At 75.6% G+C, this 24,240-nt stretch carries 22 protein-coding genes; 18 read left to right on the plus strand and 4 right to left on the minus strand.

The features are described 5' to 3' along the window. The first annotated feature begins 132 nt into the window (after window positions 1-132). The 16 genes from atpC to DOO78_RS15265 all read left to right on the plus strand — a co-directional run bounded on the left by atpC (window position 133) and on the right by DOO78_RS15265 (window position 19,464). Window positions 133-546, plus strand: coding sequence for an ATP synthase F1 subunit epsilon (gene atpC, locus DOO78_RS15195; RefSeq protein ID WP_111470712.1), 414 nt, complete (start codon window positions 133-135; stop codon window positions 544-546). Window positions 547-826: 280 nt separating this feature from the next. After that, window positions 827-1,678: a ferritin-like domain-containing protein gene (locus DOO78_RS15200; protein ID WP_111470713.1), complete on the plus strand. Its 852-nt coding sequence runs from the start codon at window positions 827-829 to the stop codon at window positions 1,676-1,678. Between the two features lie 89 nt (window positions 1,679-1,767). Beyond that, complete coding sequence (locus tag DOO78_RS15205) at window positions 1,768-2,808, plus strand: endo-1,4-beta-xylanase (protein WP_111470714.1); 1,041 nt, start codon at window positions 1,768-1,770, stop codon at window positions 2,806-2,808. Between the two features lie 84 nt (window positions 2,809-2,892). After that, on the plus strand, window positions 2,893-3,738 hold the full coding sequence (locus tag DOO78_RS15210; protein ID WP_111470715.1) for an NAD-dependent epimerase/dehydratase family protein: 846 nt from the start codon (window positions 2,893-2,895) through the stop codon (window positions 3,736-3,738). Further along, window positions 3,738-4,625 carry an aldose epimerase family protein gene (locus DOO78_RS15215; RefSeq protein ID WP_243634566.1) on the plus strand — a complete coding sequence of 296 codons (888 nt, stop codon included), beginning with the start codon at window positions 3,738-3,740 and terminating at the stop codon, window positions 4,623-4,625. Before DOO78_RS15210 ends, DOO78_RS15215 begins: the two co-directional genes overlap by 1 nt. 100 nt (window positions 4,626-4,725) lie before the next feature. Then, window positions 4,726-4,863 carry a hypothetical protein gene (locus tag DOO78_RS27525; RefSeq protein WP_165838911.1) on the plus strand — a complete coding sequence of 46 codons (138 nt, stop codon included), beginning with the start codon at window positions 4,726-4,728 and terminating at the stop codon, window positions 4,861-4,863. A gap of 345 nt (window positions 4,864-5,208) precedes the next feature. After that, window positions 5,209-6,561: a DUF3140 domain-containing protein gene (locus tag DOO78_RS28180; protein ID WP_111470716.1), complete on the plus strand. Its 1,353-nt coding sequence runs from the start codon at window positions 5,209-5,211 to the stop codon at window positions 6,559-6,561. Between the two features lie 388 nt (window positions 6,562-6,949). After that, on the plus strand, window positions 6,950-8,599 hold the full coding sequence (locus DOO78_RS15225; protein ID WP_111470717.1) for an acyl-CoA dehydrogenase family protein: 1,650 nt from the start codon (window positions 6,950-6,952) through the stop codon (window positions 8,597-8,599). Window positions 8,600-8,765: 166 nt separating this feature from the next. After that, window positions 8,766-10,361, plus strand: coding sequence for a phytoene desaturase family protein (gene crtI, locus DOO78_RS15230; RefSeq protein WP_111470718.1), 1,596 nt, complete (start codon window positions 8,766-8,768; stop codon window positions 10,359-10,361). A gap of 31 nt (window positions 10,362-10,392) precedes the next feature. After that, window positions 10,393-11,994, plus strand: coding sequence for a phytoene desaturase family protein (locus tag DOO78_RS15235; RefSeq protein ID WP_111470719.1), 1,602 nt, complete (start codon window positions 10,393-10,395; stop codon window positions 11,992-11,994). A 4-nt stretch (window positions 11,995-11,998) separates the two neighbouring features. Beyond that, window positions 11,999-12,832: a lysophospholipid acyltransferase family protein gene (locus DOO78_RS15240; protein ID WP_111470720.1), complete on the plus strand. Its 834-nt coding sequence runs from the start codon at window positions 11,999-12,001 to the stop codon at window positions 12,830-12,832. Beyond that, window positions 12,829-13,926: a glycosyltransferase gene (locus tag DOO78_RS15245; RefSeq protein ID WP_111470721.1), complete on the plus strand. Its 1,098-nt coding sequence runs from the start codon at window positions 12,829-12,831 to the stop codon at window positions 13,924-13,926. The genes DOO78_RS15240 and DOO78_RS15245 overlap by 4 nt, the downstream gene beginning before the upstream one ends. Next, window positions 13,923-15,596 (plus strand): squalene/phytoene synthase family protein, encoded by a 1,674-nt coding sequence (locus tag DOO78_RS27535; protein WP_165838912.1) that lies wholly within the window; start codon window positions 13,923-13,925, stop codon window positions 15,594-15,596. The genes DOO78_RS15245 and DOO78_RS27535 overlap by 4 nt, the downstream gene beginning before the upstream one ends. 37 nt (window positions 15,597-15,633) lie before the next feature. After that, window positions 15,634-16,866 carry an FAD-dependent oxidoreductase gene (locus tag DOO78_RS15255; RefSeq protein ID WP_165838913.1) on the plus strand — a complete coding sequence of 411 codons (1,233 nt, stop codon included), beginning with the start codon at window positions 15,634-15,636 and terminating at the stop codon, window positions 16,864-16,866. Further along, a complete protein-coding gene (locus DOO78_RS15260) occupies window positions 16,859-18,220 on the plus strand; it encodes an aldehyde dehydrogenase family protein (RefSeq protein WP_111470723.1) in 1,362 nt (453 codons plus the stop codon). The genes DOO78_RS15255 and DOO78_RS15260 overlap by 8 nt, the downstream gene beginning before the upstream one ends. Before the next feature lie 107 nt (window positions 18,221-18,327). Next, window positions 18,328-19,464, plus strand: coding sequence for an alpha/beta hydrolase (locus DOO78_RS15265; protein WP_111470724.1), 1,137 nt, complete (start codon window positions 18,328-18,330; stop codon window positions 19,462-19,464). A 47-nt stretch (window positions 19,465-19,511) separates the two neighbouring features. Here DOO78_RS15265 and DOO78_RS15270 read toward each other — a convergent pair whose 3' ends face one another. Continuing rightward, the gene (locus tag DOO78_RS15270) at window positions 19,512-19,757 is read right to left on the minus strand and encodes a DUF1272 domain-containing protein (RefSeq protein WP_111470725.1); all 246 of its coding nucleotides are present in this window, start codon (window positions 19,755-19,757) and stop codon (window positions 19,512-19,514) included. Window positions 19,758-19,850: 93 nt separating this feature from the next. On the opposite strand from DOO78_RS15270, the gene DOO78_RS15275 reads away from it, so the two are divergent. After that, window positions 19,851-20,054, plus strand: a complete 204-nt coding sequence (locus tag DOO78_RS15275) for a hypothetical protein (RefSeq protein WP_111470726.1) — start codon at window positions 19,851-19,853, stop codon at window positions 20,052-20,054. Between the two features lie 249 nt (window positions 20,055-20,303). Here the strand turns inward: DOO78_RS15275 and DOO78_RS15280 are convergent, their stop codons facing one another. The 3 genes from DOO78_RS15280 to DOO78_RS15290 form a co-directional block, all read right to left on the minus strand. Next, window positions 20,304-21,284 carry a ketopantoate reductase family protein gene (locus DOO78_RS15280; protein WP_111470727.1) on the minus strand — a complete coding sequence of 327 codons (981 nt, stop codon included), beginning with the start codon at window positions 21,282-21,284 and terminating at the stop codon, window positions 20,304-20,306. Window positions 21,285-21,301: 17 nt separating this feature from the next. Beyond that, entirely contained in the window at window positions 21,302-22,447 is a 1,146-nt protein-coding gene (locus DOO78_RS15285; RefSeq protein ID WP_128080065.1) for an SH3 domain-containing protein, read from the minus strand. A 139-nt stretch (window positions 22,448-22,586) separates the two neighbouring features. After that, on the minus strand, window positions 22,587-23,348 hold the full coding sequence (locus DOO78_RS15290; protein ID WP_111470729.1) for a class I SAM-dependent methyltransferase: 762 nt from the start codon (window positions 23,346-23,348) through the stop codon (window positions 22,587-22,589). A gap of 38 nt (window positions 23,349-23,386) precedes the next feature. Here DOO78_RS15290 and mutM point away from each other — a divergent pair, with 38 nt between their 5' ends. Continuing rightward, the gene (gene mutM / locus DOO78_RS15295; protein WP_111470730.1) at window positions 23,387-24,232 is read left to right on the plus strand and encodes a bifunctional DNA-formamidopyrimidine glycosylase/DNA-(apurinic or apyrimidinic site) lyase; all 846 of its coding nucleotides are present in this window, start codon (window positions 23,387-23,389) and stop codon (window positions 24,230-24,232) included. Window positions 24,233-24,240 lie beyond the last annotated feature (8 nt).

The raw sequence follows: 24,240 nt of genomic DNA on the forward strand, positions 1-24,240 counted from the left end.
CTGGTGCCCTCAGGCGCCGGGCGGCCGCCTCCGCGGCCTTGGCTCGCCGCGTAGGCGGCGGGCCGCAGAAGCGGCCTCGGCGCCAGCCGAGGGCTCGCGCCGTTCGATCGCCTCTCATGCTGGAACCCTGATATGGCCACCTTCCTGCTCGAACTCGTCTCGCCGGAGCGGCTGCTGCTCTCCCGGCAGGTCGAGATGGCGACCATCCCCGCCGCCGAGGGCGAGATGGGCGTGCTGCCCGGCCATGCGCCGATGATCGTCACCCTGCGCGGCGGCATCATCCGCGTGCGCGAGAACGGCGCCGAGACCGAGCGCCTCTTCGTCGGCGGCGGCTTCGCCGAGGTCTCGCCCGAGCGGGTGACGGTGCTGGCCGACGAGGCCACGCCGCTTGCCAACCTGTCGCGCGCCGAGGCGGAGCGCCGGATCGCCGAGGCCGAGGCGGCGCTGCGCGAGGTCACGGCCGAGGACACCGAGGTCAAGCGCGATGCGGCGCTCGAGCGCGTGCTCTCGGCGCGGTCCATGCTGGACGCCGCCCAGGCCGCCTGAGCGCGGCGTGGCGGCGACGACACGGGGCCGGGGCGGCGACGCTCCGGCCCCGCCTCGTCTCCGGCCGGCCCTGGCCCTGGCCCCGACCCTGGGCAGTGCGGCATCGCCACAGCTTTGTCATTTTGCGCACCGGCCCGTGCGTCCCGGCCGGCCCATGCCTTGAATCCCCTGCCGCAGGGGCGAACATGCGCGAAGGGGGCAGCCCGCCCCCGATCCCGGTGGCAGACGCCGCCATCATGGCACAGGAACGGTTTGGCCGGCGGCCGGCCGCGGGGACAGCATGAAGCACTGGCGCGTCGAGCAGGTGAGCTGGGACCGCTTCGATCCGTCGAAACTGGACCCGGAGATCGTCCCGCTGGTCAAGGCCGCGGCCATGGTCGAGCGAAACGGCGACGACTACGCCATCTACCTCAAGCGCGTCTTCCACGACGATCCGGATTTCCAGCAGGCGGCCGAGAATTGGGCGCTGGAGGAGATCCAGCATGGCGATGCGCTCGGCCGCTGGGGCGAGCTGGCCGATCCCGGCTGGGACTATGCCGAGGCCTTCGCCCGCTACCGCGCCGGCTACAAGATCGACCTCAACGCCGATGCCTCGATCCGCGGCTCCCGCACCGGCGAGCTGATCGCCCGTTGCATGGTCGAGACCGGGACCAGCAGCTACTACACCGCCCTCGGCGAGGCGAGCGAGGAGCCGGTGCTGAAGGAGATCTGCCGCCTCATCGCTGCCGACGAGTACCGGCACTTCAAGCTCTTCTACGACCACATGAAGCGCTACCTGGCGCGGGAGGACCTGTCCTTCCTGCGACGGCTCCGGGTGGCGGCGGGGCGGATCGGCGAGTCGGAGGACGACGAGCTCGCCTTCGCCTTCCATTGCTCCAACGAGGAGCCCGGCATCGCCTACAGCCATGCCCGCTGCATCGCCGGCTATATGGGCCGGGCCATGAATTTTTACCGCTTCCGGCATATAGAGCGGGGCATGGGCATGGTCTTCAAGGCGGTGGGGCTCGAGCCCCGTGGCCGTCTCTCCGATCTCGCGGCGCGCGGCGCCTGGCGGCTGCTCTGCTGGCGGCGCGACCGCTTCCGCGCGGCGCTGGCGCAGGAGGCGGCGCCGATCCTGGCCCGGGCGGCCTGAGCCTGGGCTGCCTCCCGCGGCGTTCGCTGCTGGGCGGGGCCGGGCTGGCCGGGGCCGGGGCGCTGCTGCCGGGCGGCGCGGCGGCGGCCATGCCGGGGGAGGGCCTCGGGGCGCGGGCCCGGCGAGCCGGCATCCTCTTCGGCACCGCGGTCGATAGCGGCCGGCTGCAGGATGCCGGCTATGCCCGGCAGATCCAGGCCGAGGCGCGCCTGCTGGTCCCGGAATGGGAGGGCAAATGGGCGGCGCTGCAGCCGGAGGAGGGACGGTTCGACTTCGCCCCGCTCGGCACGCTGCTCGATTTCGCCAGCCGGCACGGCCAGCAACTCCGCGGCCATGCGCTGGTCTGGCACCAGGCCATGCCGGCCTGGCTGACGACCGCGCTCGCCTCCGGCCCGGCGCGCTCGCACGGCGTGCTGGTCGCGCATCTGGATGCCGTGCTCGCCCGCACCGCTCCGGCGATCCGCGACTGGGACGTGGTGAACGAGGCGGTGGCCAATCCCGGCGGCCCCTTCCTCGACGAGACCCCGGCGATCGGCGAGCTGCGCGACACGCCCTGGCTGCGGGCCCTCGGGCCGGACTATGTCGCGCTCGCCTTCCGGCTGGCGCGCGAGCGCGACCCGACGCTGCGCCTCACCTACAACGACTACGGGTTGGAGGGGGACACCCCCTTCGCCGAGGAGAAGCGGCGGCGGGTGCTGCGCCTGCTGCGCCGTATGGTCGAGGCGAAGGTGCCGGTCGATGCGCTTGGCCTGCAGGCGCATCTGCAGCTCGACGAGCCCTTCCGGCCGGAGCCCTTCGCCGCCTTCCTGCAGGAGGTGCGCAGCCTCGGCCTCGCCCTGTTGGTCACCGAGCTCGACGTGCGCGAGGCGCGCGCGATCCCGGCCGAGCTGGCGGCGCGGGACGCGCTGGTGGCGACCCGCGTCCGGGCGGTGGTCGGCACGGCGCTGGAGGCGGGCTGCCGCACCGTGCTCACCTGGGGCCTCTCGGACCGCGATAGCTGGCTGGTGCGCGACCGGGAGGTGGCGCGGCGCGACGGCGCCACGCATCGCGGCCTGCCGCTGGATGCCGAGGGGCGCCGCAAGCCGATGTGGCAGGCGCTGGCCGATGCCTTCGCCGGGCGCGGCGGCTGAGCGGGCGGCGCGCCATGCCCTTCACCCAGGTATCTTGCGCTCTGGCATCCTCCGCTCTGGCACCCTTCGATGGAGACGCGTCCCATGGCAGCACCCCCCGCCAAGCCGGTCCTGATCACCGGCGCCTCCGGCAATCTCGGCCGTGCCCTCGCGCGGGGGCTGGCCGAGCGCGGCTGGACACTCCGCCTCACCGACATCGCCCCCTTTCCGGACCCGCTGCCGCAACGCGCGCGCTTCGAGCGGATGGACCTCGCCGAGGGCGTCGACCTGCTGCATTTCGCCGAAGGCTGCGGCGCCATCCTGCATTTCGGCGGCATCAGCTCGGACCATCCCTTCAACACGGTCCTCGGCCCCAACATCCAGGGCCTCTATCACGTCTACGAGGCGGCCCGGCGGGAGCGGGCGCGCGTCGTCTTCGCCTCCTCCAACCACGCCATCGGCTTCCATGAGCGGCCGGGCCAGGCGAATGACCGGCTGGAGGCCAACTGCGCCTTCCGCCCGGACAGCTTCTACGGCCTCTCCAAGGCCTATGGCGAGCTGATGGGCCGGCTCTACTGGGACAAGCACGGCGTCGAGAACGTCAATCTCCGCATCGGCTCCTGCTTCCCCGAGCCGACCGAGGCGCGGATGCTCTCGACTTGGCTCTCCTATGCCGACCTCGTGCGGCTCTGCGAGGCCGCGGTGACCGCGCCGCGCACCGGCCATTGCGTCATCTGGGGCTGCTCCGACAACCCGGCGAGCTTCTGGGGCCGCGACCACCGCGACCGCATCGGCTGGCAGCCGCAGGACAGCGCCGAGGCCTGGCGCGAGCGGGTCGGGGGACTCACCTCCGGCAATCCGGTGACGGAGCGCTACCAGGGCGGCGGCTACACGGCGCAGGGCTATTCGCGCGACGAGCCGTCCGGCCGCGACGCCTTCGCGCTCGATTGATGGACGGCACGGCGATGGTGGCGCCGCCGGGCGGGCTGGCGCTCGCCGGCGGCGCCTGGGAGGCGGTGCTGCTGCCCGGTCACGGCGCCGCCTTCGCGCGTCTGGCCTGCGACGGGGTGGAGGTGCTGGCGCCGCTGCCGCTGGGCGCCGATCCGAATGCGAGCTTCGCCGGCGCCTTCCTGATGGCGCCCTGGACCAACCGGCTGGACGGGGGAAGGCTGCCGGTCGGCGGCACGACCTACCAGCTTCCGATCAACCGGCCGATCGACGGCACCGCCATCCATGGCCTGCTCCGCGATGCCGCCTGGACGGTGCAGGAGGCCATGCCGGCGCGCGCGGTCCTGACGCAGCAGGGCGATGCGCTCGCGCTCGGCGTGCCCTGGTCCTGGCAGGCCAGGCTCGAGGTGACGCTCGATGCGGCGGGGCTGCAGATCGGGCTGACGCTGACGAATGGCGGCGCGTTGCCCTTTCCCTTCGGCTGCGGCTGGCACCCCTTCTTCATGCGCCCGCCCGGCACGCGGCTGCGCTTCGCCGCGACCACGCGCTTCGCGCGCGACGCCCGCACCCTGCCCGTCGCGGCGCAGCCCTGCGACGGGCTGGACGGCGACGAATCCGCCTATGAGGGACTCGACACGCAGTTCGCCGGCTGGGATGGCGTCGCCGAGATCATCCGTCCCGATCTCGCGCTCCGCCTTGCCGCGCGCGGCGCCTGGGCGGGCAACCTGCAGGTCTTCGCGCCGGCCGGCAGCCACATCCTCTGCGTCGAGCCGGTGAGCCATGTGCCGGACGCGCCGAACCGGCCGGACCTCGCGCGCTTCGGCCCGCTCGCCCTGCTCGCGCCCGGCGAGTCGCTCGAGGCGGTGCTGCGGATCACGCGCCGGCGCTGAGAGCCGGGCGGGAGGCGGTGCCGCGCGGCGCGGGGCGATGCGCGGGAACGCTTGCCGTGTCGTGACGTTGCCTGCCGCAACCGCAACACACGGAACCAGCATGGACGGCATTGCGCGCAAGACCGATCCCGCGCTCTGGGACCGCGTGGCATCCGGGATCACGACGCGCGACGAGGGCGGCAGGCCAGGGGAGCGGTCGGCACGCAAGGCGCGGCGCGTCGCGCAGGATCGCCGATGACGATGCGGCGGCGGCTGCACCACGCTCCGCTCACGCCGGTTCGCGGACCATGGTCCAGCGCGGCATTGGGGCGCGTGAGTCACGCCTTCGGTGAGTCCGCCTTGGCGGACACCCATCTCGAAGCGTGGGCCGAGGAGACACGGGGCCCGCGCCCGGGGCGGGACTCGCGCGAAAGCGGCGTGCGCCGCGCTCTCGCCGGCGGCGTGCGACCGGGGCCCCGTCGCCAGGCAACGGGACAGGCGGGCCGGGCGGCGGTATTCGGTGCCGCCCCGCGACGTCGCCGGCACGGTGGCCGCGCTGCGCAAGCACCGGCCGGGGCGCGCCCAACCAGGGAAAGGACACGGCATGGATGACCAGGAGGCCACGATCGCGGACGCCTTCCGCACGCTGGTGAACATGCGCGCCGATGCGCTGCGCGCCTGGCTCGAGACCGAGGACAGCCGCGATGTCGGCTGGACGCATCCGGGCGATTCGGAGGCGGTCGGGCATCAGTCGGGCCGGCGGATCCTCGAGATCCTCGAGCGCGGCGATCCCGCCGAGGCGGATGAGGCGTTCCTGCACGAGGTGGTGGGCTATATCCGCCGCCACCTGGCGCAGCGCCCCGAGGGCGATGTCAGCGAGACGCGCTGGCGCTATTCGCTGATGAACTGGGGACACGACCCGTTGCGGGGCAGCGAGGCGGATGCGGATCGCAACGCCGGCGCGGATGACCGGCAGACAGAGGAGGACCACGCCATGCAGGACGAGAGCCAGGAGATCACCCCGGTCGAGGAGCCGGCCGCCGAGGAGGCGCCGCGTCGCCGCCGCACCGCCACCCGCAGCCGCCGCGCCGCCGCCACGGCCGAGGGCGATGTCGCCGAGGGCACGGACGCGCCGCGCCGCGGCCGCCGCCGCGCCGCGCCGGCCACGGAGGCCGACGAGGCCACGCCGACCCGGCGGCCGCGCCGCGCCGCCGCCGCCAAGCCCGCGCCCAAGCGCGGCGCCGCCGGCCGGACGGCTGCTGCCGCGAAGGGCGGCCGCGCCTCGTCCCGTGGCACCGGCGCCAAGCGCGCGACGGCGGACCGGGCCACCGGCACCGCGCGCAAGACGACCCGCAGCGCCGCGGGCAAGACCGCCGCGACCCGCGGCACCGCGAAGCGCGCGACGGGCACGGCTGCCAAGCGCAGCGCGTCGGGCGCGACCGCCAAGCGCACGCCGGCACGCCGCGCCACGGGCACGGCCAGCAAGCGCGCCACCGGCACCACGGCCAAGCGTGGCGCCACCCGCAGCACGGCGACGAAGCGCGCGACCGGCAGCACCGCGACGCGCGCCACGGGCACGAAGCGTGCGACGGGCACGGCGGCCAAGCGCGCGACCGGCAGCACGGCGAAGCGCACCACCGGCACGGCCGCAAAGCGCGCCACCGGTGCGACCGCGAAGCGCGCCTCCGGCACGGCGGCCAAGCGCACGACCGGCGGCACGGCGAAGCGTGCCACGGGCACGGCGACGAAGCGCGCCACCGGCGGCACGGCGAAGCGCGCCACGGGCACGGCGACGAAGCGCACCGCCGGCGCGACCGCCAAGCGCGCCACCGGCGCGACTGCCAAGCGCGCCACCGGCGCGACCAGCAAGCGCGGCGCGGCCGGTCGCACCGCCGCGGCGGCCAAGGGCGGCCGGGCCGGGGGCAGCCGGCGCGGCAGCAGCCGCAGTCGTACCTAGAGCAGATCCCGATCAGGTGGACTTACCTGATCGGGTGAAGATGCTCTGAAACAGGAGCCTAGGGCGCTTCCCGTGAACCGGTGTTCACGGGAAGCGCCCTAGGGCATGATCGCCTGAGGTGGCATCACCCTGCATTCGGACGGAAACGCCTGAACGCCGAGTGATGCTCCGAAGGCGATACCCCGGGGCGTGCCGCGTGAGCGCAGGCGGACGCAGCATGCTCCAGGCCGGTGCACGGCCCGGACCCTCGGCCCCGGACCCTGGGCCCCTGACCCTGGGCTCCGGATCCGCCTGCCGCATTGGCACCCCGGGTCCGAGAAGGCATGGTGGGCGCCTGCCCGGGCCGGCCGGTCCGGGCGGCGTTTGCTGCAGGGGGCAGAACAGCGTCATGGCCGCCACCACCCAAGCCGAGGATCTGGTCTTCGGCCTCACCCGCGTCATCGACCTGCCGGGCCTGACCGCGGCGGGCGGGGCGTCGCTCTCGGCCGAGGACATCGCCGCCATCATCGGCGAGGCCGAGCGCTTCACCCGGGAGCTGCTCTGGCCGTATGCCCAGGCCGCCGACCGCCAGGGCGCGACCTACGAGAACGGTGTGGTGCGGGTGCCGGAGAGCTACCGCGCCGCCTACCAGGCCTGGCGCGAGGGCGGCTGGCAGGGCCTCGCCGCGCCGGCCGAGCTGAATGGCGTCGAGACCGGCGGGCAGGAGCTGCCGCAGGCGCTGTGGATGGCGGTCTCCGAGCTGGTCACCGCCGGCGACATGGCCTTCAGCCTCTGCCCGCTGCTCTCGGCCGGCGCCATCGAGGCCATCGCCCGCTTCGCCTCGCCCTCGCAGCAGCGGGCCTGGCTGCCCGCGCTCGTCTCCGGCGCCTGGACCGGCACCATGTGCCTCACCGAGCCGCAGGCCGGCAGCGACCTCTCGCAGGTGCGGACCCGCGCCGAGCCGGCGGGCGAGGGGATCTACCGTCTCACCGGCCAGAAGATCTTCATCACCTGGGGCGAGCACGACCTCGCCGAGAACACGCTGCACCTGGTCCTGGCGCGGCTGCCGGATGCGCCGCCGGGCACCCGCGGCATCTCCCTCTTCGCCGCGCCGAAGCGGCTGGCCGATGGCAGCCGCAACGCGCTGCGCTGCGGCGGCATCGAGAAGAAGCTCGGCATCCACGCCTCGCCCACCTGCGTGATGCTCTTCGAGGGCGCCGAGGCGGAGCTGATCGGCGAGCCGAATCGCGGCCTCAACGCCATGTTCGCCATGATGAACGCGGCCCGGCTCGGCGTCGGCGTCGAGGGCGTGGCGCAGGGCGCGCGGGCGCTGGCGCTGGCCGAGCCCTTCGCCGCCGAGCGCATCCAGGGTGGCCGGCCGATCGCCCGCCATCCGGACGTGGCCCGCATGCTGGCCGAGATGCGCGCCATCACCCTGGCCGGGCGGCTGCTGGCGCTCGAGGCCGGCGCGGCGCTCGACCGCGCCCGGCTGCTCGGCGATGCCGCGGCCGAGGCCCGGGTCGCGCTGCTGACGCCGGTCGTCAAGGCCTGGTGCACCGATCGCGGGGTGGATTGCGCCTCGCTCGGCATCCAGGTGCATGGCGGCATGGGCTTCGTCGAGGAGACCGGCGCGGCGCAGGTGCTGCGCGACGCCCGCATCGCCCCGATCTACGAGGGCACCAACGGCATCCAGGCGCTGGACCTGGTCGGCCGCAAGCTCTTGCGCGACGGCGGCGCGGCGATGCGCGGCCTGCTCGCCGAGGTGGCGGCGGCCGATCCGCGCCTCGGCCCGGCCGTCGCGGCGATGACGCGGGCCACCGACTGGATGCTCGATCGCGGCCAGACGGATGCGGCGGCGGCCGAGGCCTCGGCGGCGGCCTATCTGGAGGCGGCGGGCTGGACGCTCGGCGGCTGGATGCTGGCGCGCGCCGCCGCGGCCGATGCGCGCTACGCGCCGCTCGCCGGCTTCTACCTCGCCCGGCTGCTGCCGCGGGCGGCGGCGCGCCTGGACGAGATCGAGGCGGCGGACAGCCTGCTCGCCCTCATTCCCGCCGCTTGAGTCCGCCCCGCAGCGCCGGCGCACCGCCCCGGGGGGCCGCCGCGGGCCCGGCCCGGGGCGGTGCGCCGGCGGAACGGTCGGGCAGCGTGGCGCCGCGCCGCCTTGCGCAAAGCCGCCCCGGCCATATTTGCGCTATTCGACCAAAGTGCAGGATCGCCAGACGCGCATGAACGCCCCGCTTGCCTCCCCTGCACTGAAGCCGAACCGCCCCCGCATCGCCGTCATCGGCGCCGGCCCGGGCGGCCTCGCCGCCGCGCTCCTCCTCGCCGCCCAGGGCGCGCAGGTCACCATCTTCGAGCGGGATGCAGTGGTCGGTGGCCGCACCCGCACCCTGGCGACGCCCGAGGGCTACCGCTTCGACCTCGGGCCGACCTTCTTCCTCTATCCCCGCGTCATCGCCGAGATCTTCGAGAGCGTCGGCGCCCGGCTGGAGGAGGAGGTGCGGCTGATGCGGGTCGATCCGCTCTACCGCCTGGTCTTCGAGGGCGCGGGCCGCATCGACGCCTCGGCCGATCCGGCGCGGATGGAGGCCGAGATCGCCCGGCTCTGCCCCGAGGATGCCGCCGGCTTCCGGCCCTTCCTCGCCGAGAACCGCGCCAAGCTCGCCGCCTTCCGCCCGGCGCTCGAGAACCCCTTCGATTCGGTCTTCCGCTTCCTGCACCCCGACATGGTGCGGGCGCTGCCGCTGCTCCGGCCGCACAGCACGGTGGACCGCGACCTGGCGCGGCATTTCCGGCATCCGCTGGTGCGGCTCGCCTTCTCCTTCCAGACCAAGTACCTGGGGATGAGCCCGTTCCGCTGCCCCAGCCTCTTCACCATCCTGAGCTTCCTCGAATACGAGCACGGCATCTGGCACATCGAGGGCGGCTGCGGCGGCATCTCGGAGGCGATGGCGCGCGTCGCGGAGCGGCTCGGCGTCGAGCTCCGCCTCGGCACGCCGGTCGAGCGCATCGCCTTCGAGGGGAGGCGCGCCCGCGGCGTCGAGGCCGGCGGCCGGCTGCATCCGGCCGATGCGGTCGTCGTCAACGCCGATTTCGCGCATGCCATGCCGGGGCTGGTGCCGGAGGCGCTGCGGCCGCGCTGGGACGACCGCAAGATCGCCGGCGCCCGCTATTCCTGCTCCACCTTCATGCTCTATCTCGGCATCGAGGGCGAGCTGCCCGAGCTCGCGCATCACACGGTGCTGCTCTCCGAGGGCTATGCCCGGAACATCCGCCAGCTCGAGACCGGCATCCTGCCGGACGAGCCGAGCTTCTACCTGCACAATCCGAGCCTGCTCGACCGCAGCATGGCGCCGCCGGGCCACTCCGCCCTCTACCTGCTGGTGCCGGTGCCGAACCTGCGCGACGCCCGGCAGCAGGGCGGGCTCGACTGGGCGCGGGAGGCGCCGCGCTTCCGCCGGCTGGTGCTCGACCGGCTGGCCGCGCTCGGCCTCGGCGCGATCGAGCCGCGCATCCGCGCCGAGCGGATGGTGACGCCGCAGGACTGGCAGGGCCGCTACGCCGTCGGCCATGGCGCCACCTTCAACCTCAGCCACGACCTGGGGCAGATGCTCTGCTTCCGGCCGCAGAACCGCTTCGCCGGGGCGGAGGGCGTCTACCTGGTCGGCGGCGGCACGCATCCCGGCAGCGGCCTGCCGGTGATCTACGAGGGCGCGCGCATCACCGCGCGGCTGCTGGCGCAGGATCTCGGCCTGCGGCGGGACAACACCAGGCCGCAGCCGCAGGGCGGCCTGGCGCCGGCCCTGCAGGCGAGCCCGTGAGCGCGCCGCGGCGGAAGGAAGGGGGAGGGCCATGACCTCGCATGTGGTGGTGGTGGGCGGCGGACTCGGCGGTCTCGCCGCGGCGGCGACGGCGGCGGCGCGCGGCCACCGGGTGACGCTGCTCGACAAGAATCCCTGGCTCGGCGGCAAGGCGGCGGAGCTGCGGCTGCTCGATCCCGGGCAGCCCGGCGGCAATGCCGGCTTCCGCTTCGACATGGGCCCGACCATCCTCACCCTGCCGCGCGTGCTGCGCCGCATCTATGCCGAGGCCGGGCGCGACCAGGCGCGGGATCTGCCGCTGATCCGGCTCGACCCGCAATGGCGCTGCTTCTTCGCCGACGGCACGCGCATCGACCTCTGCGAGGATGTCGAGGCGATGGCGCGGGCGATGGACGCCTTCGCGCCCGGTACCGGCCAGGGCGAGGGCTATCGCCGCTTCCAGCAGGTGGCGGAGACGCTGCACACCATCTCGGAGAAGTTCTTCTTCTGGAAGTCGGTCGAGGGCATCGGCGACACCATCGACCTGCGCGCCAATTTCGACCCCTCGACCATGCGCGACGTGCTGGCGCTGCGTATGGGCCGGACGGTGGCGAAGGTGATCCGCGGCCATGTGCCGGATGCGCGGCTGGCGCAGATGCTCGACCATTTCTGCCAGTATGTCGGCTCCAGCCCCTATCTCGCCCCGGCGGTGCTCTGCTCCATCGGCGACATGCAGGCGAGCGAGGGCGTCTGGTACCCGGTCGGCGGCACCCGCGCCGTCGCCCTCGGCCTGGCGGAGCTTGCGGCCGGGCTCGGCGCCGATCTCCGCACCGGGGTGGAAGTGAGCGGGTTCGAGATCGAGGCGGGCGCCGTCCGGGCGGTGCGCACCGCGGCGGGCGAGCGCATCGCCTGCGACGCCGTCATCTCCAACATGGACGCCATCCGCACCTATGCCGAGCTGGTCGGCGGCGAGGCCGGCCGCCGCTACACCCGCAAGGGCTACGAACCCGCCTGCTCGGGCGTCGTGCTCTATCTCGGCCTCAACCGCCGCTACGAGCACCTGGCGCATCACTGCTTCGTCTTCTCCCGCGACGCCGAGGCGGAGTTCGACGCCATCTACCGCCGCGGCGAGCCGGCGCCCGACCCGACCGCCTATCTCGCGGCGCCCTCGGCCACCGACCCGGAGGTGGCGCCGGAGGGCGGCGAGGCGCTCTACGTGCTGGTCCACACCCCCTGGCTCCGGCCGCATCACGATTGGTCGCGGATGTTCCCCGCCTACCGGCAGGTGATCCTCGACAAGCTCAAGCGCTGCGCCGGCATGGAGGATATCGAGGAGCGCATCGTGGTGGAGCGGGCGCTGACGCCGGTCGATATCCACGAGCGCTACAAGGTGCTGGACGGCGCCATCTACGGCCTCGCCAGCCACGGCCGCTGGACCGGCGCCTTCAAGCCGGGCAACCGCTCGAAATCGGTGCGCGGCCTCTACCTCGCCGGCGGCGCGGCGCATCCCGGCCCGGGCATGCCGATGGTGATGATGAGCGGCTGGATCGCCGCCGATGCGCTGGACCAGGATCTCGGCGGCCGCGGCATGGGCGAGGCGGCGGCGGAGGCGGGGCTGCGCGACGCCCACCGCGCCCGCCTCGCCGCCGAGTAGGGCCATGCCGCCGGGGGAGGCCTCGCCGGTCGCGCTCTACTCGCCGGCGCGGCTCGCCTTCTTCCACTTCATCTTCGCCCGCTTCGCCCGGCGCCACCTGCGGGCGGTGCGCCTCGCCCGCTGGGGCGCGCCGCCGCCGGAGGATCGCGGCCGCCCGCTCGTCGTCTATGCCAACCATCCCTCCTGGTGGGACGGCGTCGCCTTCATGCTCTACGCCACGGCGCTGTTTCCCGGCCGGCGCATGTTCATCCCGATGGAGGCGGCGGCGCTGGCGCGCTACCGCTTCATGCGCCGCCTCGGCGTCTTCGGGGTGGAGCGGGACTCGCCGCGCGACGCCGTCGCCTTCCTGCGCACCGCCGGCGCGGTGCTGGCCGCGCCCTCGCACATGCTCTGGATGAACGCCCCCGGCCGCTTCATGGATGTGCGCGAGCGGCCGGTGCCGATGGCGCCGGGCCTGGTCCGCCTCGCCGAGCTGGCGCCGCGGGCGCGCTTCCTGCCGCTCGCCCTCGAATACCCCTTCTGGTCGGAGCGGGCGCCGGAGATGCTGGCCGGCTTCGGCCCGCCGCTCGAGGGCGCGGCGCTGGCGGCCCTGCCGCGCGGCGCGCGCGCCGCCGCCCTGGCCGGGGCGCTGGAGGCGGCGATGGACCGGCTGGCCGGCGATGCCATGGCCCGCGACCCGGCGCGCTTCCGTCCGCTGCTGCGGGGGCGGGCGGGCATGGGCGGCCTCTACCAGCACTGGCGGCACCTGCGGGCGCTGCTGCGCGGCGAGCGCTTCGACCCGCAGCACGACCCCCAGCACGACCCGCACCACGACCCCGTGGCGGGGGAGAGCCGATGACCGACTGGGCCTGGATCAGCCTCGGCCTCGCCGCCCTGCCGGCGGCGCTCGGCGCCCACAATCTCCGGCGCCTCCCCCGCCTGCCCGCGGCGGCGGCGCCGGGGCTGGTCTCCATCCTGATCCCCGCCCGCGACGAGGCCGCCAATATCGCGGCCTGCCTCGACGCGGCGCTGGCCAGCCAGGGCGTCGCCATCGAGGTGGTGGTGATGGATGACGGCTCGACCGACGGCACGCCGGAGATCGTCCGCCGCCGCGCCGCCGCCGATCCGCGCCTGCGCCTGCTCGCCGCGCCGCCGCTGCCGCCGGGCTGGACCGGCAAGGTGCATGCCTGCGCCCGGCTGGCCGAGGCGGCGCGCGGGGACTGGATGCTCTTCCTCGATGCCGATGTCCGCCTGGCGCCGGAGGCGGCGGCGGCGATGGCGGCGCATGCCGCCCGCCAGGGCCTCGCCATGGCGAGCGCCGTGCCGCGGCAGGTGATCGGCTCGCTCGGCGAGGCGCTGACCGTGCCGGCGATCAATTTCCTCCTGCTCGGCTATCTCCCCGGCGGCGGCCGGGCGGAGACCCGGCAGCCCGGCCTGGCCGCCGCCTGCGGCCAGCTCCTGCTCTGCGAGCGCGGCGCCTATGCCGCGATCGGCGGCCATGGCGCGGTGCGCGGCGTGCTGCACGAAGGGCTGGCCCTGGCCCGCCGCTTCCGCGCCGCCGGGCACCGGACGGAGGTGGTGGACGGCGCCCCGCTCGCCGAATGCCGCATGTATCGCGGCTTCGCCGAATGCTGGGCCGGATTCCTGAAGAATGCCCGGGAGGGGATGGCGACCCCGCTCGGCCTGCCGGTCTGGACGGCGATGCTGGGCGGCGCGCATCTCTGGCCCTGGGCGCTGCTGCCGGCCTGGCCGGCGGCGCTCGCCCTGCTGCTCGGGCTGGGGCTGCGGATCGCCGTCACCCGGCGGGCGCGGGAGCCCTGGTGGACCGTGCCGCTGCACCCCGCGACCATGCTGGTGGCCCTGGCGATCCAGTACTGGGCGCTCATCCGCTGGCTGGCGGGGCGGCCGGCGGGCTGGAAAGGCCGGGCATATCCCGCCACAAAGGCGGCATGAACGCCCCCGTTCCACCGACCCCGCCAGGGGGAGCGAGCCTGGCCGTCTCGGCGGCGCCGACCCGCGACCATGACGAGGAGAATTTTCCCACCGCCTCGCGGCTGCTCGCCCGGCCGGTGCGGGCCCAGGTCATGGCCTTCTACCGCTTCGTCCGGGTGGCCGACGATATCGGCGACAGCCCCGACCTCGCGCCCGAGGAGAAGCTGCGCCGCCTGGATGCGATGGAGCTTGCGCTCGACGACCCGGGCACCGCGCTGCCCGAGGCCGCCGCGCTGCACCGCACCGGCACCGGCGTGGAGGAGGCGCGGCGCATGCTCTCCGCCTTCCGCCAGGATGCGGTGAAGCGGCGCTACGCGGATTGGGAGGAGCTGGTCGATTATTGCCGCCGCTCGGCCGATCCGGTCGGGCGGATGCTGCTGCGGCTGCATGGCGATGGCGGCAACGCCCCGGCCGAGGCAGCCGCCGATGCGCTCTGCACCGCGCTGCAGGTCCTGAACCACCTGCAGGACCTGGTGCCGGACCGCCGCAGCCTCGATCGCATCTACCTGCCGCAATCCTGGATGGCGCTCGCCGGCGGCGAGGAGGCCTTCTTCGACCCGGCCAATGCGGCGCGGCGGCGCGCGGTGTTGGACGCCGCGCTCGACCGGGTGGAGGAGCAGCTCGACCGCGCCGCCATCCTGCCGCGGCTGCTGCGCGCGCGCCGCCTCGCCCTCCAGAGCGGCATGACCATCCGCTGCGCCCGCCGGCTGCTGGCGCGGCTGCGGCGCGGCGACCCGGTCGCGGGCCGCATCGCCCTCTCGAAGGCGGATTTCGCCGGGGCGCTGGCCGGAGCCCTGCGCGGCGGCCCGCGCGATGCGGCGGTGGTCGCCGGCCGCGTCTCCCGCGCCGGCTCCTCCTTCGCCCGCGGCATGGCGGCGCTGCGCGGCGAGCGGCGGCGCGCCCTCTGGGCCGTCTACGCCTTCTGCCGGGCGGTGGACGACATCGCCGACGGCGCCATGCCGGAGGCGGAGAAGCGCCGCTTCCTGGCGGATTGGCGGGGCAAGCTGCAGCGGCCGGACTGCATCCTCTCGCGCGAGCTGGCCTGGGCGCGCGCCGCCTATGGCGTGCCGCTCGCCGAATGCGAGGCGATGATCGCCGGCATGGAGACCGACAGCACCGAGCGGCTGCGGCTGGCGACCGAGGCCGAGCTCGACCTCTATTGCCGCCGCGTCGCCGGCAGCGTCGGGGCGATGAGCGTGCGCATCTTCGGCGCGCCGGAGGCCGAGGGCTTCGGCCTCGATCTCGGCCACACCTTCCAGCTCACCAACATCCTGCGCGACGTGGACGAGGATGCGCTGCGCGAGCGCGTCTACGTCCCGCGCGACCTGCTGGCGGCCGAGGGCATCCCGGAGGGGCCGGCGCGGGAGATCGTCGCGCATCCCCGCTTCGCCGCCATCTGCGCCCGGCTCGGCGAGCGGGCCGAGGCCGGCTTCGCCCGCGCCCGGCGGGAGATCGCCCGCTTCGACCGCCAGGCGCTGCTGCCGGCGGCGGTGATGATGTGGGGCTATGGCCGGCTGCTGGACCGCATGCGGGCGCGCGGCTGGGCCGGCGAGAGGCCGCGGCCGCGCCTCGGCACGGGCGAGAAGCTGCGCATGGCCTGGATGGCGCTCGGCTTCGGGCGGGCGGCATGACGGCGGCCCTGTCCGCCGGGACGCCCGCCGCCGCGCCATGACCATCCATGTGATCGGCGCCGGCGTCGCGGGCCTCGCCGCGGCGCTGGCGCTGGCCGAGGCCGGCCGTTCGGTCGCCCTGCACGAGGCGGCGCCGGTCGCCGGCGGCCGCTGCCGCGCCCTGCCGGATGGCAGCGACAACGGCACCCATGCGCTGCTCGGCGCCAACCAGGCGGCGCTCGGCTTCCTCGCCCGCATCGGCGCGCGGGAGGGCTGGGTGGAGCCGGAGCCGGCGGGGCTGCCGGTGCTCGACCTGCGCGACGGCCGCGCCTTCCGCGTCGCCCTCTCGCCGCTCGCCTGGGGCAACCCGGCGCTGCGCCCGCCCGGCCTCTCCGCCGGGGCGCTGCTGGCGCTGGCCCGCCTCGCCCTGCCGGGGCGGGACCGGGCGGTCGGGCCGGCCATGGCGGCCCATCCGGAATTCCATCGCGGCTTCGTCGATCCCCTGGTCATCGCGGCGCTGAACACGCCGAGCGGGGAGGCCTCGGCGCGCCGGCTCGGCGCCGTGCTGCGCCGCCTCGGCGGGCGGGGGGCGACGCGGCTGCTGGTGGCGCGCGCGGGGCTGGGGCCGGACCTGGTGGCGCCGGCGCTGGCGGCGCTCGCCCGCCGCGGCGCGACCATCCGCTTCGGCGCCCGGCTGCGCCGGCTGGAGAGCGCCGGCGGCCGGGTGGTGGGGCTCGATTTCGGCGAGGACGCCGTCGCCCTCGGCCCGGGGGAGGCGGCGGTGCTGGCGACGCCGCCCTGGGAATCGCAGCGCCTGCTGCCGCATCTCGAGACGCCGGCGGCGCATGCGCCGATCGTCAACCTGCATTTCGCCCATCCCAATCCGGGCCCGGTGCGCTTCCTCGGCCTGCTGGAGGCGCTCTGCCAATGGGTGCTGGTGCGGCCGGCGGGCGTCAGCGTCACGGTCAGCGCCGGCGACGCGGCGGTGCGCGAGGAGGCGGCGACGCTCGGCCCGCGCGCCTGGGCCGAGCTGCGCCGGGCGGCGCTCGCCTTCGGCCTGGCCGGCGACTGGCCGGAGGCGCCGCCGCCCTGCCGGGTGGTGAAGGAGCGCCGGGCGACGCCGCGCCACACCCCCGGCCCGGCGCTGCGCCCGCCGCGCCTGCCGCTCGGCAACCTCGCCTTGGCCGGCGACTGGACCGATCCGCTGCTGCCGGCGACCATCGAGGCGGCGACCCGCAGCGGCGAGGCGGCGGCGCGGGCGCTGCTGGCGGCGGGCCAGGGCGATGGCTGATCCGGCCGGGGAGGGGGACCCCGCCGCCGCGCTGGCGGCCCTGCGGGCGGCCGAGGCGCGGGACGGGGCGTTGCCCCTGGCGCGCCGGCAGGCGCTGCTGCGCGTCCTGGCGGCGCTGCTGCTGCGCCGCGCCGAGGCCGTGGCGGAGGCCGTCGATGCCGATTTCGGCGGCCGCTCCACCGAGGAGACGCTGCTCGCCGAGGTGAAGCTGGTGGTCGATGCCGCCCGCCACGCCGCGGCGCGGCTGCCGCGCTGGGCCCGGCCGCGCCGGGCCGGCGTGCCCTTGCCCTTCTGGCCCGCCCGCGCCCGGGTCGAGCCGGTGCCGAAGGGCGTCGTCGGCATCATGGCGCCCTGGAACTACCCGGTGCAGCTCGCCCTCTGGCCGGCGGTCGATGCCTTCGCCGCCGGCAACCGGGTGGCGATCAAGCCCTCCGAGGCGGCGCCGCGGACCGCCGCGCTGCTCGCCGCGCTGCTCGCCGAGGCCTGGGGCGGGGAGATCGTTCAGGTGGTGCAGGGCGGGCCGGCGGTGGCGGCGGCCTTCGCGGCGCAGCCCTGGGACCATCTGGTCTTCACCGGCGGCACCGAGACGGGCCGGCGGGTGATGCGGGCGGCGGCCGAGGCCCTGGTGCCGCTGACCCTGGAGCTGGGCGGCAAATGCCCGGCCCTGGTGCTGCCCGGCGCCGATCTCGCCCTGGCGGCGCGCGCCATCCTGGCCGGCAAGCAGGTGAATGCCGGGCAGACCTGCATCGCCCCGGACACCGTCCTGCTCGTCGGCCACGCGGCCGCCGATTTCATCGCCGCCTGCCGGGCGAGCGGCCTCGGCGCGGCCGAGACGGCGCTGGTGAACGACCGCCAGGCGGCGCGCCTCGCCGCGCTGCTGGAGGGGGCGGCGCTGGTGCCGCTGGCGCCGGACGGGCCGGGCCGGCGGCGCGGCCTCGCCCTGGCCGAGGCGCCGCCCGGGCATCCGCTGCACCGGGAGGAGATCTTCGGCCCGGCGCTCGCCTTGCAGCCCGTGCCGGACTTGGCCGCCGGCATCGCCTGGATTGCCGCCCGGCCGCGGCCGCTCGCCATCTACCTCTTCGGCGCCACGCGGGCGGAGGAAGCGGCGGTGGCCGCCGGCACGCGGAGCGGCGCCATCGTCGCCAACCGCTGCCTGGAATACGCCGCCTTCCCCGACCTGCCCTTCGGCGGCAGCGGCGCCTCCGGCTTCGGCCGGCGCAACGGCGAGGCGGGGTTCCGCGAGTTCAGCCTGCTGCGCAGCCGCGTCGCGCATGGGCGCTGGAGCCTGGCGCGGCTGCTCGACCCGCCGCGCGGCGCGCGGGCGCGCCGGCTGGTGCGCCAGGTCCTGCGCTGAGCCCCGCCCCGCGGCAGGCGGGGCAGGCCTTCCGGGCGGCGGCGGCGGGCCGATGCCGAACCGGACCGGAGGGGCGGCGTTCTGCTGCCGACCCCCACGGAGCCCGCATGACCCATCCCCGCCTCTCGCGTCGCGGCACGCTGCTCGGCGCCCTCGCCCTCGCCGGCTGCCAGACCACCGCCATGGACCTCTCCGGCACCGGGACGGTCGCCGGCGCCAGCAGCGGCGCCGGCAAGCCCGCCGCCCTGCTCTCGGCCAACACGGCCGATCCGGCGATGGGGCAGGTGTTGCAGGCCTTCATCGATCTCGGCGCCAAGCCGGTCTCCACCCTCTCCGTCGAGCAGGCGCGGCGGCAGCCGAGCATGGCCGACGCGGCGCGCCGGGTGATGCAGCAGCAGGGCCTGCCGACCACGCCGCGGCCGGTGGCCCAGGTGCTCGACCTGATGATCCCGGGGCCCCGGGGCCGCATCCCGGCGCGGCTCTACAACCCGGGCGGCGGCAATGCCCGCCTGCCCCTCATCCTCTACTGGCATGGCGGCGGCTGGGTGATCGCCGACCTCGACACCTATGACGCCTCGGCCCGGGCGCTGGCCGCCGAGACCGGCGCCATCGTGCTCTCCTGCCACTACCGCCAGGCGCCGGAGCACAAATTCCCCGCCGCGCATGACGATGCGCTGGCCGCCTATGCCTGGGCGGTCGGCCATGCCGAGCGGCTCGGCGCCGACCGCCACCGGGTCGCGCTGGCCGGCGAGAGCGCCGGCGGCAACCTCGCCCTCGCCACCGCGCTCGGCGCCCGCGACCAGCGCATGCCGATGCCGGCACACATGCTGCTGGTCTATCCCGTGGCCGGCACCGATACCCGCACGCCCTCCTATCTCGAGAATACCGCCGCCATCCCGCTCGGCCGCGACGACGTGCTGTGGTTCGTGGACAAGCTGACGCGCTCGCCGCTCGACCTGCAGGACCCGCGGCTCGACGTCATCGGCAAGGCCGATCTGCGCGGCCTGCCGCCGGCGACGATCCTCAATGCCGGGATCGACCCGCTGCGCTCGGATGGCGAGAGGCTGGCGCAGGCGCTGCGAGCGGCCGGCGTGGCGGCGGAGCAGCGTACCTGGGCCGGGGCGACGCATGAGTTCTTCGGCCTCGCCGCCGTGGTGCCGGATGCGGCCGAGGCGCAGCGCCTCGCCGCCACGCGGCTGCGCGGCGCGCTCGGCCTCGGCGCGGTGCCGCTGGCCGGGTCGTAGAGAGCCCCGCGACGGCGCTGCAGCGGGGCCGCGCGGCAGACCGGCGATCAGGCCGCGACGCAGCCCTGCGGCTTGACCTTGCGCTCGGTGCTGGCGGGGAATTTTGCCAGGCGGTCGGCCGGGCGCACCGGCCGCCGCACCAGTTCGCCGGCGCAATTCGGGCAGCGGCCCCGCAGCACGCCCTCGGCGCAGGTGGCGCAGAAGGTGCACTCGAAGGAGCAGATGCGCGCCGCGGGGCTCGCGGGCGGCAGGTCCGTGCCGCAGCATTCGCAGCAGGGGCGGAGTTCCAGCAAGGCATGTCCTCCCGATCGGGCCCGCAGCCTCGGCAGCCGCCGGGCCGGGGTCAAGACGGCGAACCCGCCGCCGCCGGCCGGCGTTGCCCCGGCATGACCGACAGCACCGCGCCGAAACCCACCCGCCCGGGCGAGGCCCCCGACGATCCCGGCCGCGCCGCGCCCGGCGCCGCCCCGCCCCCCGCCCGGCCCCGTGCCGAGCCCATGGTGGTGACGCCGGCCGAGGATGCGCCCTCGCCCCCCGGCGGCACCGGCGCGCCACGCGACCCCGAGGCGCCCATCCCGGAGCCCGGCTAGGGCGTGAATCGCACGATCGAACATTAGCCTAGAGCATGTCCTGCGAACGTCCGTTCACCTGCAATGCTCTAGGTGTTTGTTTTTACGAGCATCTTCACCTGTCCGGATGAGGTCATCCGGACAGGATCTGCTCTAGACCATGATCCTCGAGCCGGCGTGAGCGGATCGTGGTCCAATGTCAACGGCATGAATTCTTCATGCATGCCGAGCGCCCGAATGGGCGCCGCCGCCAGTGCGGCGAAGCGCGGCTCAGCCGGGCCTGCGCGCCTCTCCCTCGGCGAGCAGCCGCACCAGCCCGTGGATGCCGGCGAGCACCGGCGCCGGCTGTTCCAGATGCCGCGCCAGCTCCACCAGCCCGCCGAGGATCGGGCCGAGCTCCAGCCGGCGCCCGGCCTCCAGATCCTGCAGCATGGAGGTGCGGAAGGCGCCGATGCGGCGCGTGACCACCATCCGCTCCTCGATGCTCTGCGCGATCGGCAGGCCGATGCGCCCGCCGATCGCTGCCATCTCCCGCATCATCGCCTCGACCAGGCCCAGCACGCCGGGATCCTCCAGCATGGCCCGCATATCGGCGCGGCAGAGGGCGCTCAGCGGGTTCATGTTGGAATTGCCCCAGAGCTTCAGCCAGACCTCCCGGCGGATATCGGGCACCGCCTCGGCCGGCACGCCGCCCTGGCGCAGCGCCCCGACGAGCCGCGCCAGCGCCCCGGCATGCCGGCCCGAGGGGTCGCCGTAGAGCATCCGGTCCTCGGTCATCAGCCGCACCACGCCGGGCGCTTCCACCAGGGCGCCGACATGCGCGACGCCCCCGAGCACCCGCCCGGCCGGCAGGGCGCGGCCGAGCGCGCCGCCGGGATCGACGGCCTCCAGCACCAGCCCCTCGGCCGGGCCGCCGAAGCCCTGCAGGAACCACCAGGGCAGGCCGTTCTGGGCGGTGGCGACCAGGGTCTCCGGGCCGAGCAGGCGGCGGATCAGCGGCAGGGCGGGCGGCAGGTCGTGGCCCTTCAGCGCGAGCAGCAGCAGGTCGGCCGGCGGCAGGTCGGCGGGGTCGTCGCTGGCCGGCAGGGCGAAGCGCTCGCTCGTCGTGCCCCGGCGCAGGACCAGCCCGTCGCGGCGCAGCGCCGCCAGGGTGGCGCCGCGGGCGAGCGCCGCGACCGGCAGGCCGGCCCGCGCCAGCCCCGCCGCCAGCCAGCCGCCCACCGCCCCGAGGCCAAGCACCGTGACGCGCATCGCGGCCGCTCCGGCGCTCAGGGCCTCGCGGGGACGAGGAATTTCCCGAACATCCAACCCTGCGGCCGGCCATGCCCGACCTGCACCCAGCCATCCGGACTGCGGTCGTATTCCTGCAGGACCTCGCCGGCCGGCACGGTGCGCAGGACGCTGGCCCGGTTGTTCGGCGCGGTGCGCAGGTTGGTGCCGGTGCGCGGCATCACCAGGCCGGCCTCGGCGGGGTCCGTGGGGACCGGCGGGGCCGTGGCGGCGGTGGCGGGGGCGCGCTCCCGCAGCGCCGGGGCCGGGAAGGCCGGCACCGGCTCCGCCGTCGCGCCGGCCGGGCGTTCGGGCGCCGCTGCCGCCGGCGCGGCGGCGGGCGCGGCCGGGACGGCGGGCGAGGCCGTGCCGCCGGCCGAACTCGCGGCCGGCGCGCCGGCCTGCGTCCCGGTGCGGGCGGTGGCCGGCAGGCCGGTCGGGGCCGGGGCGGCGGCCAGCTCGGGTGCCGGGGCGGGGGGCGGCGTGCCGCCCCAGAGCACGGCGATGGCCGCGGTGACGGCGGCGACGCTGCCGAGGGCGAGCGCCACCAGCAGGCCCGAGCGCCGCCGGTCCGCGGCGAGGTCCGGCTGCACCGGCAGGCGGACCGAGGCGGGCGGCAGGCCGATGCGCTGCGCCGCCACCTCCCGGTTCAGCATGGGCGGGCGGCCGGCGCGGCCGGGCGCCGCCGGGGAGGGGCCCCGGGCCGGGCTGCGCGGCGCCAGCGAGCGGCGCACCACGCCCACCCAGCCATCGCCGCCCGGCAGGCTGATCGGCGGCAGGTTGGCGAAGGCGGCCGGCAGGATGGTGTCGAGCAGGCGCAGCTCCTGCGGCGTCACCTGCAGGTGCACGACCGGCAGATGCCCTGGGAAGATGGCGCCGAAGCGCGCCGCGTCGAGCCGGGCGCGCAGCGCCGGCTCGGCGCCATGCGTTGCCTCCGGCGCGATGTCGATCAGCGCGATGCCGACGAAGGGATGCAGCAGCACATGCCGCACCGCGACGGTCTGGCCGGGGACGGGGCTGAGGTTGCAGCGCTCCAGCCCGACCCAGCCGGGTGGCAGGACCAGGGCCGGCAGGACCGGCTGCGGCGGCGCCCTCTCGGCCCGGCCCGGCGTGTCGAAGTCGTGAATCGTTTCGGACTGCTGCACCATGGATTGCAATGCCCCCCTTGCACGCAATGTCTCCGGCACGCCCCCGCATGCCGAAGTCCCCCAAGGGCGGATCGTATACTCTCTTGAGCCCGCGCCATACCACCGTTTGCGGCCCGGGATCGGGCGCGCCGCGGCCCTACAACCGCCAGCCGGTATGGATGGCGACGATCCCGCCGGCGAGGCTCTGGTGGCGCACCCGCTCCAGCCCCGCCGCGCGCATCATCGCCGCCAGGCTCTCCTGGTCGGGGAACATGCGGATGCTCTCGGCGAGGTACTGGTAGCTCGCGGCATCGCCGGCGACCAGGCGGCCGAGCGCGGGCAGCACGCGGAAGGACCAGGCATCGTAAAGCGGCGCCAGCGCCGCGACCTCGACGCGGCTGAACTCGAGGCAGTGGAAGCGGCCGCCCGGGCGCAGCACGCGCCGCACCTCGCGCAGCACCGCCGGCTTGTCGGTGCAGTTGCGCAACCCGAAGGCCATCGAGACCTTCTCGACGCTGCGATCGGGCAGCGGCAGGCGCTCGGCATCGGCGCAGAGGAAGGCGAGCCCGGCGGCGAGGCCGCGCTCCAGCGCCCGGCCCTGCGCCACCTGCAGCATGGCGGGGTTGATGTCGGAGAGGATGACGCGCCCGGCGCCGCGCTCGAGCGCGCGGAAGGCGATGTCGCCGGTGCCGCCGGCGAGGTCGAGCAGCGCCTCCCGCGGCGAGGCGGCGATGGCCGCGACGAAGGCGTGCTTCCAGGCGCGGTGCAGGCCGAGCGACATCAGGTCGTTCATCAGGTCGTAGCGTGGCGCCACGCTGTCGAAGACCTGGCGGACCAGGCTGGCCTTCTCCGCCCTCGGCACCGCGCGGTAGCCGAAGTCGATCACATCCTCTGCCGGGTGGCTCTTGCGTTCGCTCATGCGCGGCGAGCATAGCCCCGGCGGGAGGGCAGGGACATATGCCGGAACTGCCGGAAGTCGAGACGGTGATGCGCGGGCTGCGCCGCGTGCTGGAGGGGCAGCGGATCCGCGCCGCCAGCGTGGCGCGGCCGGACCTGCGCTGGCCCTTCCCGGAGGGGCTGGCGCTGCGGCTCACCGGCGCGCGGGTGGACGGGTTCCGCCGCCGAGGCAAGTACATGCTGATGCGCCTCTCGGGCGGCGACAGCGTGCTGATCCATCTCGGCATGTCGGGCCGCATGGTGGCGCGCGACGCCATGGACCGGCCGAACGCCCCGGTCGCGCACGAGCATCTGGCGCTGGAGACGGAGGCGGGGGTGCGCGTCGGCTTCGTCGATCCGCGCCGATTCGGTTGCGTCGACCTGGTGCCGACGGCGGCGGAGGAGGCGCACCGGCTGCTCGCCGGGCTCGGCCCCGAGCCGCTCGAGCCCGGCTTCACGCCGGCCGTGCTCGGCGCCGCCCTGGCCGGCAAGCGGACGCCGATCAAGGCGGCGCTGCTCGACCAGCGGGTCGTCGCCGGCCTCGGCAACATCTATGTCTCGGAGGCGCTGTTCCGCGCCGGCATCTCGCCGCGCCGGCTGGCCGCGAGCGTCACGGGCGCGCGGCTGCAGCGGCTGGTGCCGGCGATCCGGGCGGTGCTGGAGGAGAGCATCGCCGCCGGCGGCTCCTCGCTGCGCGACTACGTGCAGGCGGATGGCGGCATCGGCTTCTTCCAGGAGCGGTTCAAGGTCTATGACCGCGCCGGCCTGCCCTGCGAGCGCTGCCCCGGCGTGCCGCCCTGCCCGGGGATCCAGCGCATCGTGCAGGCGGGCCGCGCCAGCTTCCATTGCCCGCGGACGCAGCGCTGATAGAGTGA

This window comes from Roseicella frigidaeris (assembly GCF_003258945.1).
GTDB lineage: Bacteria > Pseudomonadota > Alphaproteobacteria > Acetobacterales > Acetobacteraceae > Paracraurococcus > Paracraurococcus frigidaeris.

Excerpts from the sequence above, each read along its gene's own strand:
- atpC (WP_111470712.1), top strand. The coding sequence starts at position 133 with ATGGCCACCTTCCTGCTCGAACTCGTCTCGCCGGAGCGGCTGCTGCTC.
- DOO78_RS15200 (WP_111470713.1), top strand. The coding sequence starts at position 827 with ATGAAGCACTGGCGCGTCGAGCAGGTGAGCTGGGACCGCTTCGATCCG.
- DOO78_RS15205 (WP_111470714.1), top strand. The coding sequence starts at position 1,768 with ATGCCGGGGGAGGGCCTCGGGGCGCGGGCCCGGCGAGCCGGCATCCTC.
- DOO78_RS15210 (WP_111470715.1), top strand. The coding sequence starts at position 2,893 with ATGGCAGCACCCCCCGCCAAGCCGGTCCTGATCACCGGCGCCTCCGGC.
- DOO78_RS15215 (WP_243634566.1), top strand. The coding sequence starts at position 3,738 with ATGGACGGCACGGCGATGGTGGCGCCGCCGGGCGGGCTGGCGCTCGCC.
- DOO78_RS27525 (WP_165838911.1), top strand. The coding sequence starts at position 4,726 with ATGGACGGCATTGCGCGCAAGACCGATCCCGCGCTCTGGGACCGCGTG.
- DOO78_RS28180 (WP_111470716.1), top strand. The coding sequence starts at position 5,209 with ATGGATGACCAGGAGGCCACGATCGCGGACGCCTTCCGCACGCTGGTG.
- DOO78_RS15225 (WP_111470717.1), top strand. The coding sequence starts at position 6,950 with ATGGCCGCCACCACCCAAGCCGAGGATCTGGTCTTCGGCCTCACCCGC.
- crtI (WP_111470718.1), top strand. The coding sequence starts at position 8,766 with ATGAACGCCCCGCTTGCCTCCCCTGCACTGAAGCCGAACCGCCCCCGC.
- DOO78_RS15235 (WP_111470719.1), top strand. The coding sequence starts at position 10,393 with ATGACCTCGCATGTGGTGGTGGTGGGCGGCGGACTCGGCGGTCTCGCC.
- DOO78_RS15240 (WP_111470720.1), top strand. The coding sequence starts at position 11,999 with ATGCCGCCGGGGGAGGCCTCGCCGGTCGCGCTCTACTCGCCGGCGCGG.
- DOO78_RS15245 (WP_111470721.1), top strand. The coding sequence starts at position 12,829 with ATGACCGACTGGGCCTGGATCAGCCTCGGCCTCGCCGCCCTGCCGGCG.
- DOO78_RS27535 (WP_165838912.1), top strand. The coding sequence starts at position 13,923 with ATGAACGCCCCCGTTCCACCGACCCCGCCAGGGGGAGCGAGCCTGGCC.
- DOO78_RS15255 (WP_165838913.1), top strand. The coding sequence starts at position 15,634 with ATGACCATCCATGTGATCGGCGCCGGCGTCGCGGGCCTCGCCGCGGCG.
- DOO78_RS15260 (WP_111470723.1), top strand. The coding sequence starts at position 16,859 with ATGGCTGATCCGGCCGGGGAGGGGGACCCCGCCGCCGCGCTGGCGGCC.
- DOO78_RS15265 (WP_111470724.1), top strand. The coding sequence starts at position 18,328 with ATGACCCATCCCCGCCTCTCGCGTCGCGGCACGCTGCTCGGCGCCCTC.
- DOO78_RS15275 (WP_111470726.1), top strand. The coding sequence starts at position 19,851 with ATGACCGACAGCACCGCGCCGAAACCCACCCGCCCGGGCGAGGCCCCC.
- DOO78_RS15280 (WP_111470727.1), bottom strand. The coding sequence starts at position 21,284 with ATGCGCGTCACGGTGCTTGGCCTCGGGGCGGTGGGCGGCTGGCTGGCG.
- DOO78_RS15290 (WP_111470729.1), bottom strand. The coding sequence starts at position 23,348 with ATGAGCGAACGCAAGAGCCACCCGGCAGAGGATGTGATCGACTTCGGC.
- mutM (WP_111470730.1), top strand. The coding sequence starts at position 23,387 with ATGCCGGAACTGCCGGAAGTCGAGACGGTGATGCGCGGGCTGCGCCGC.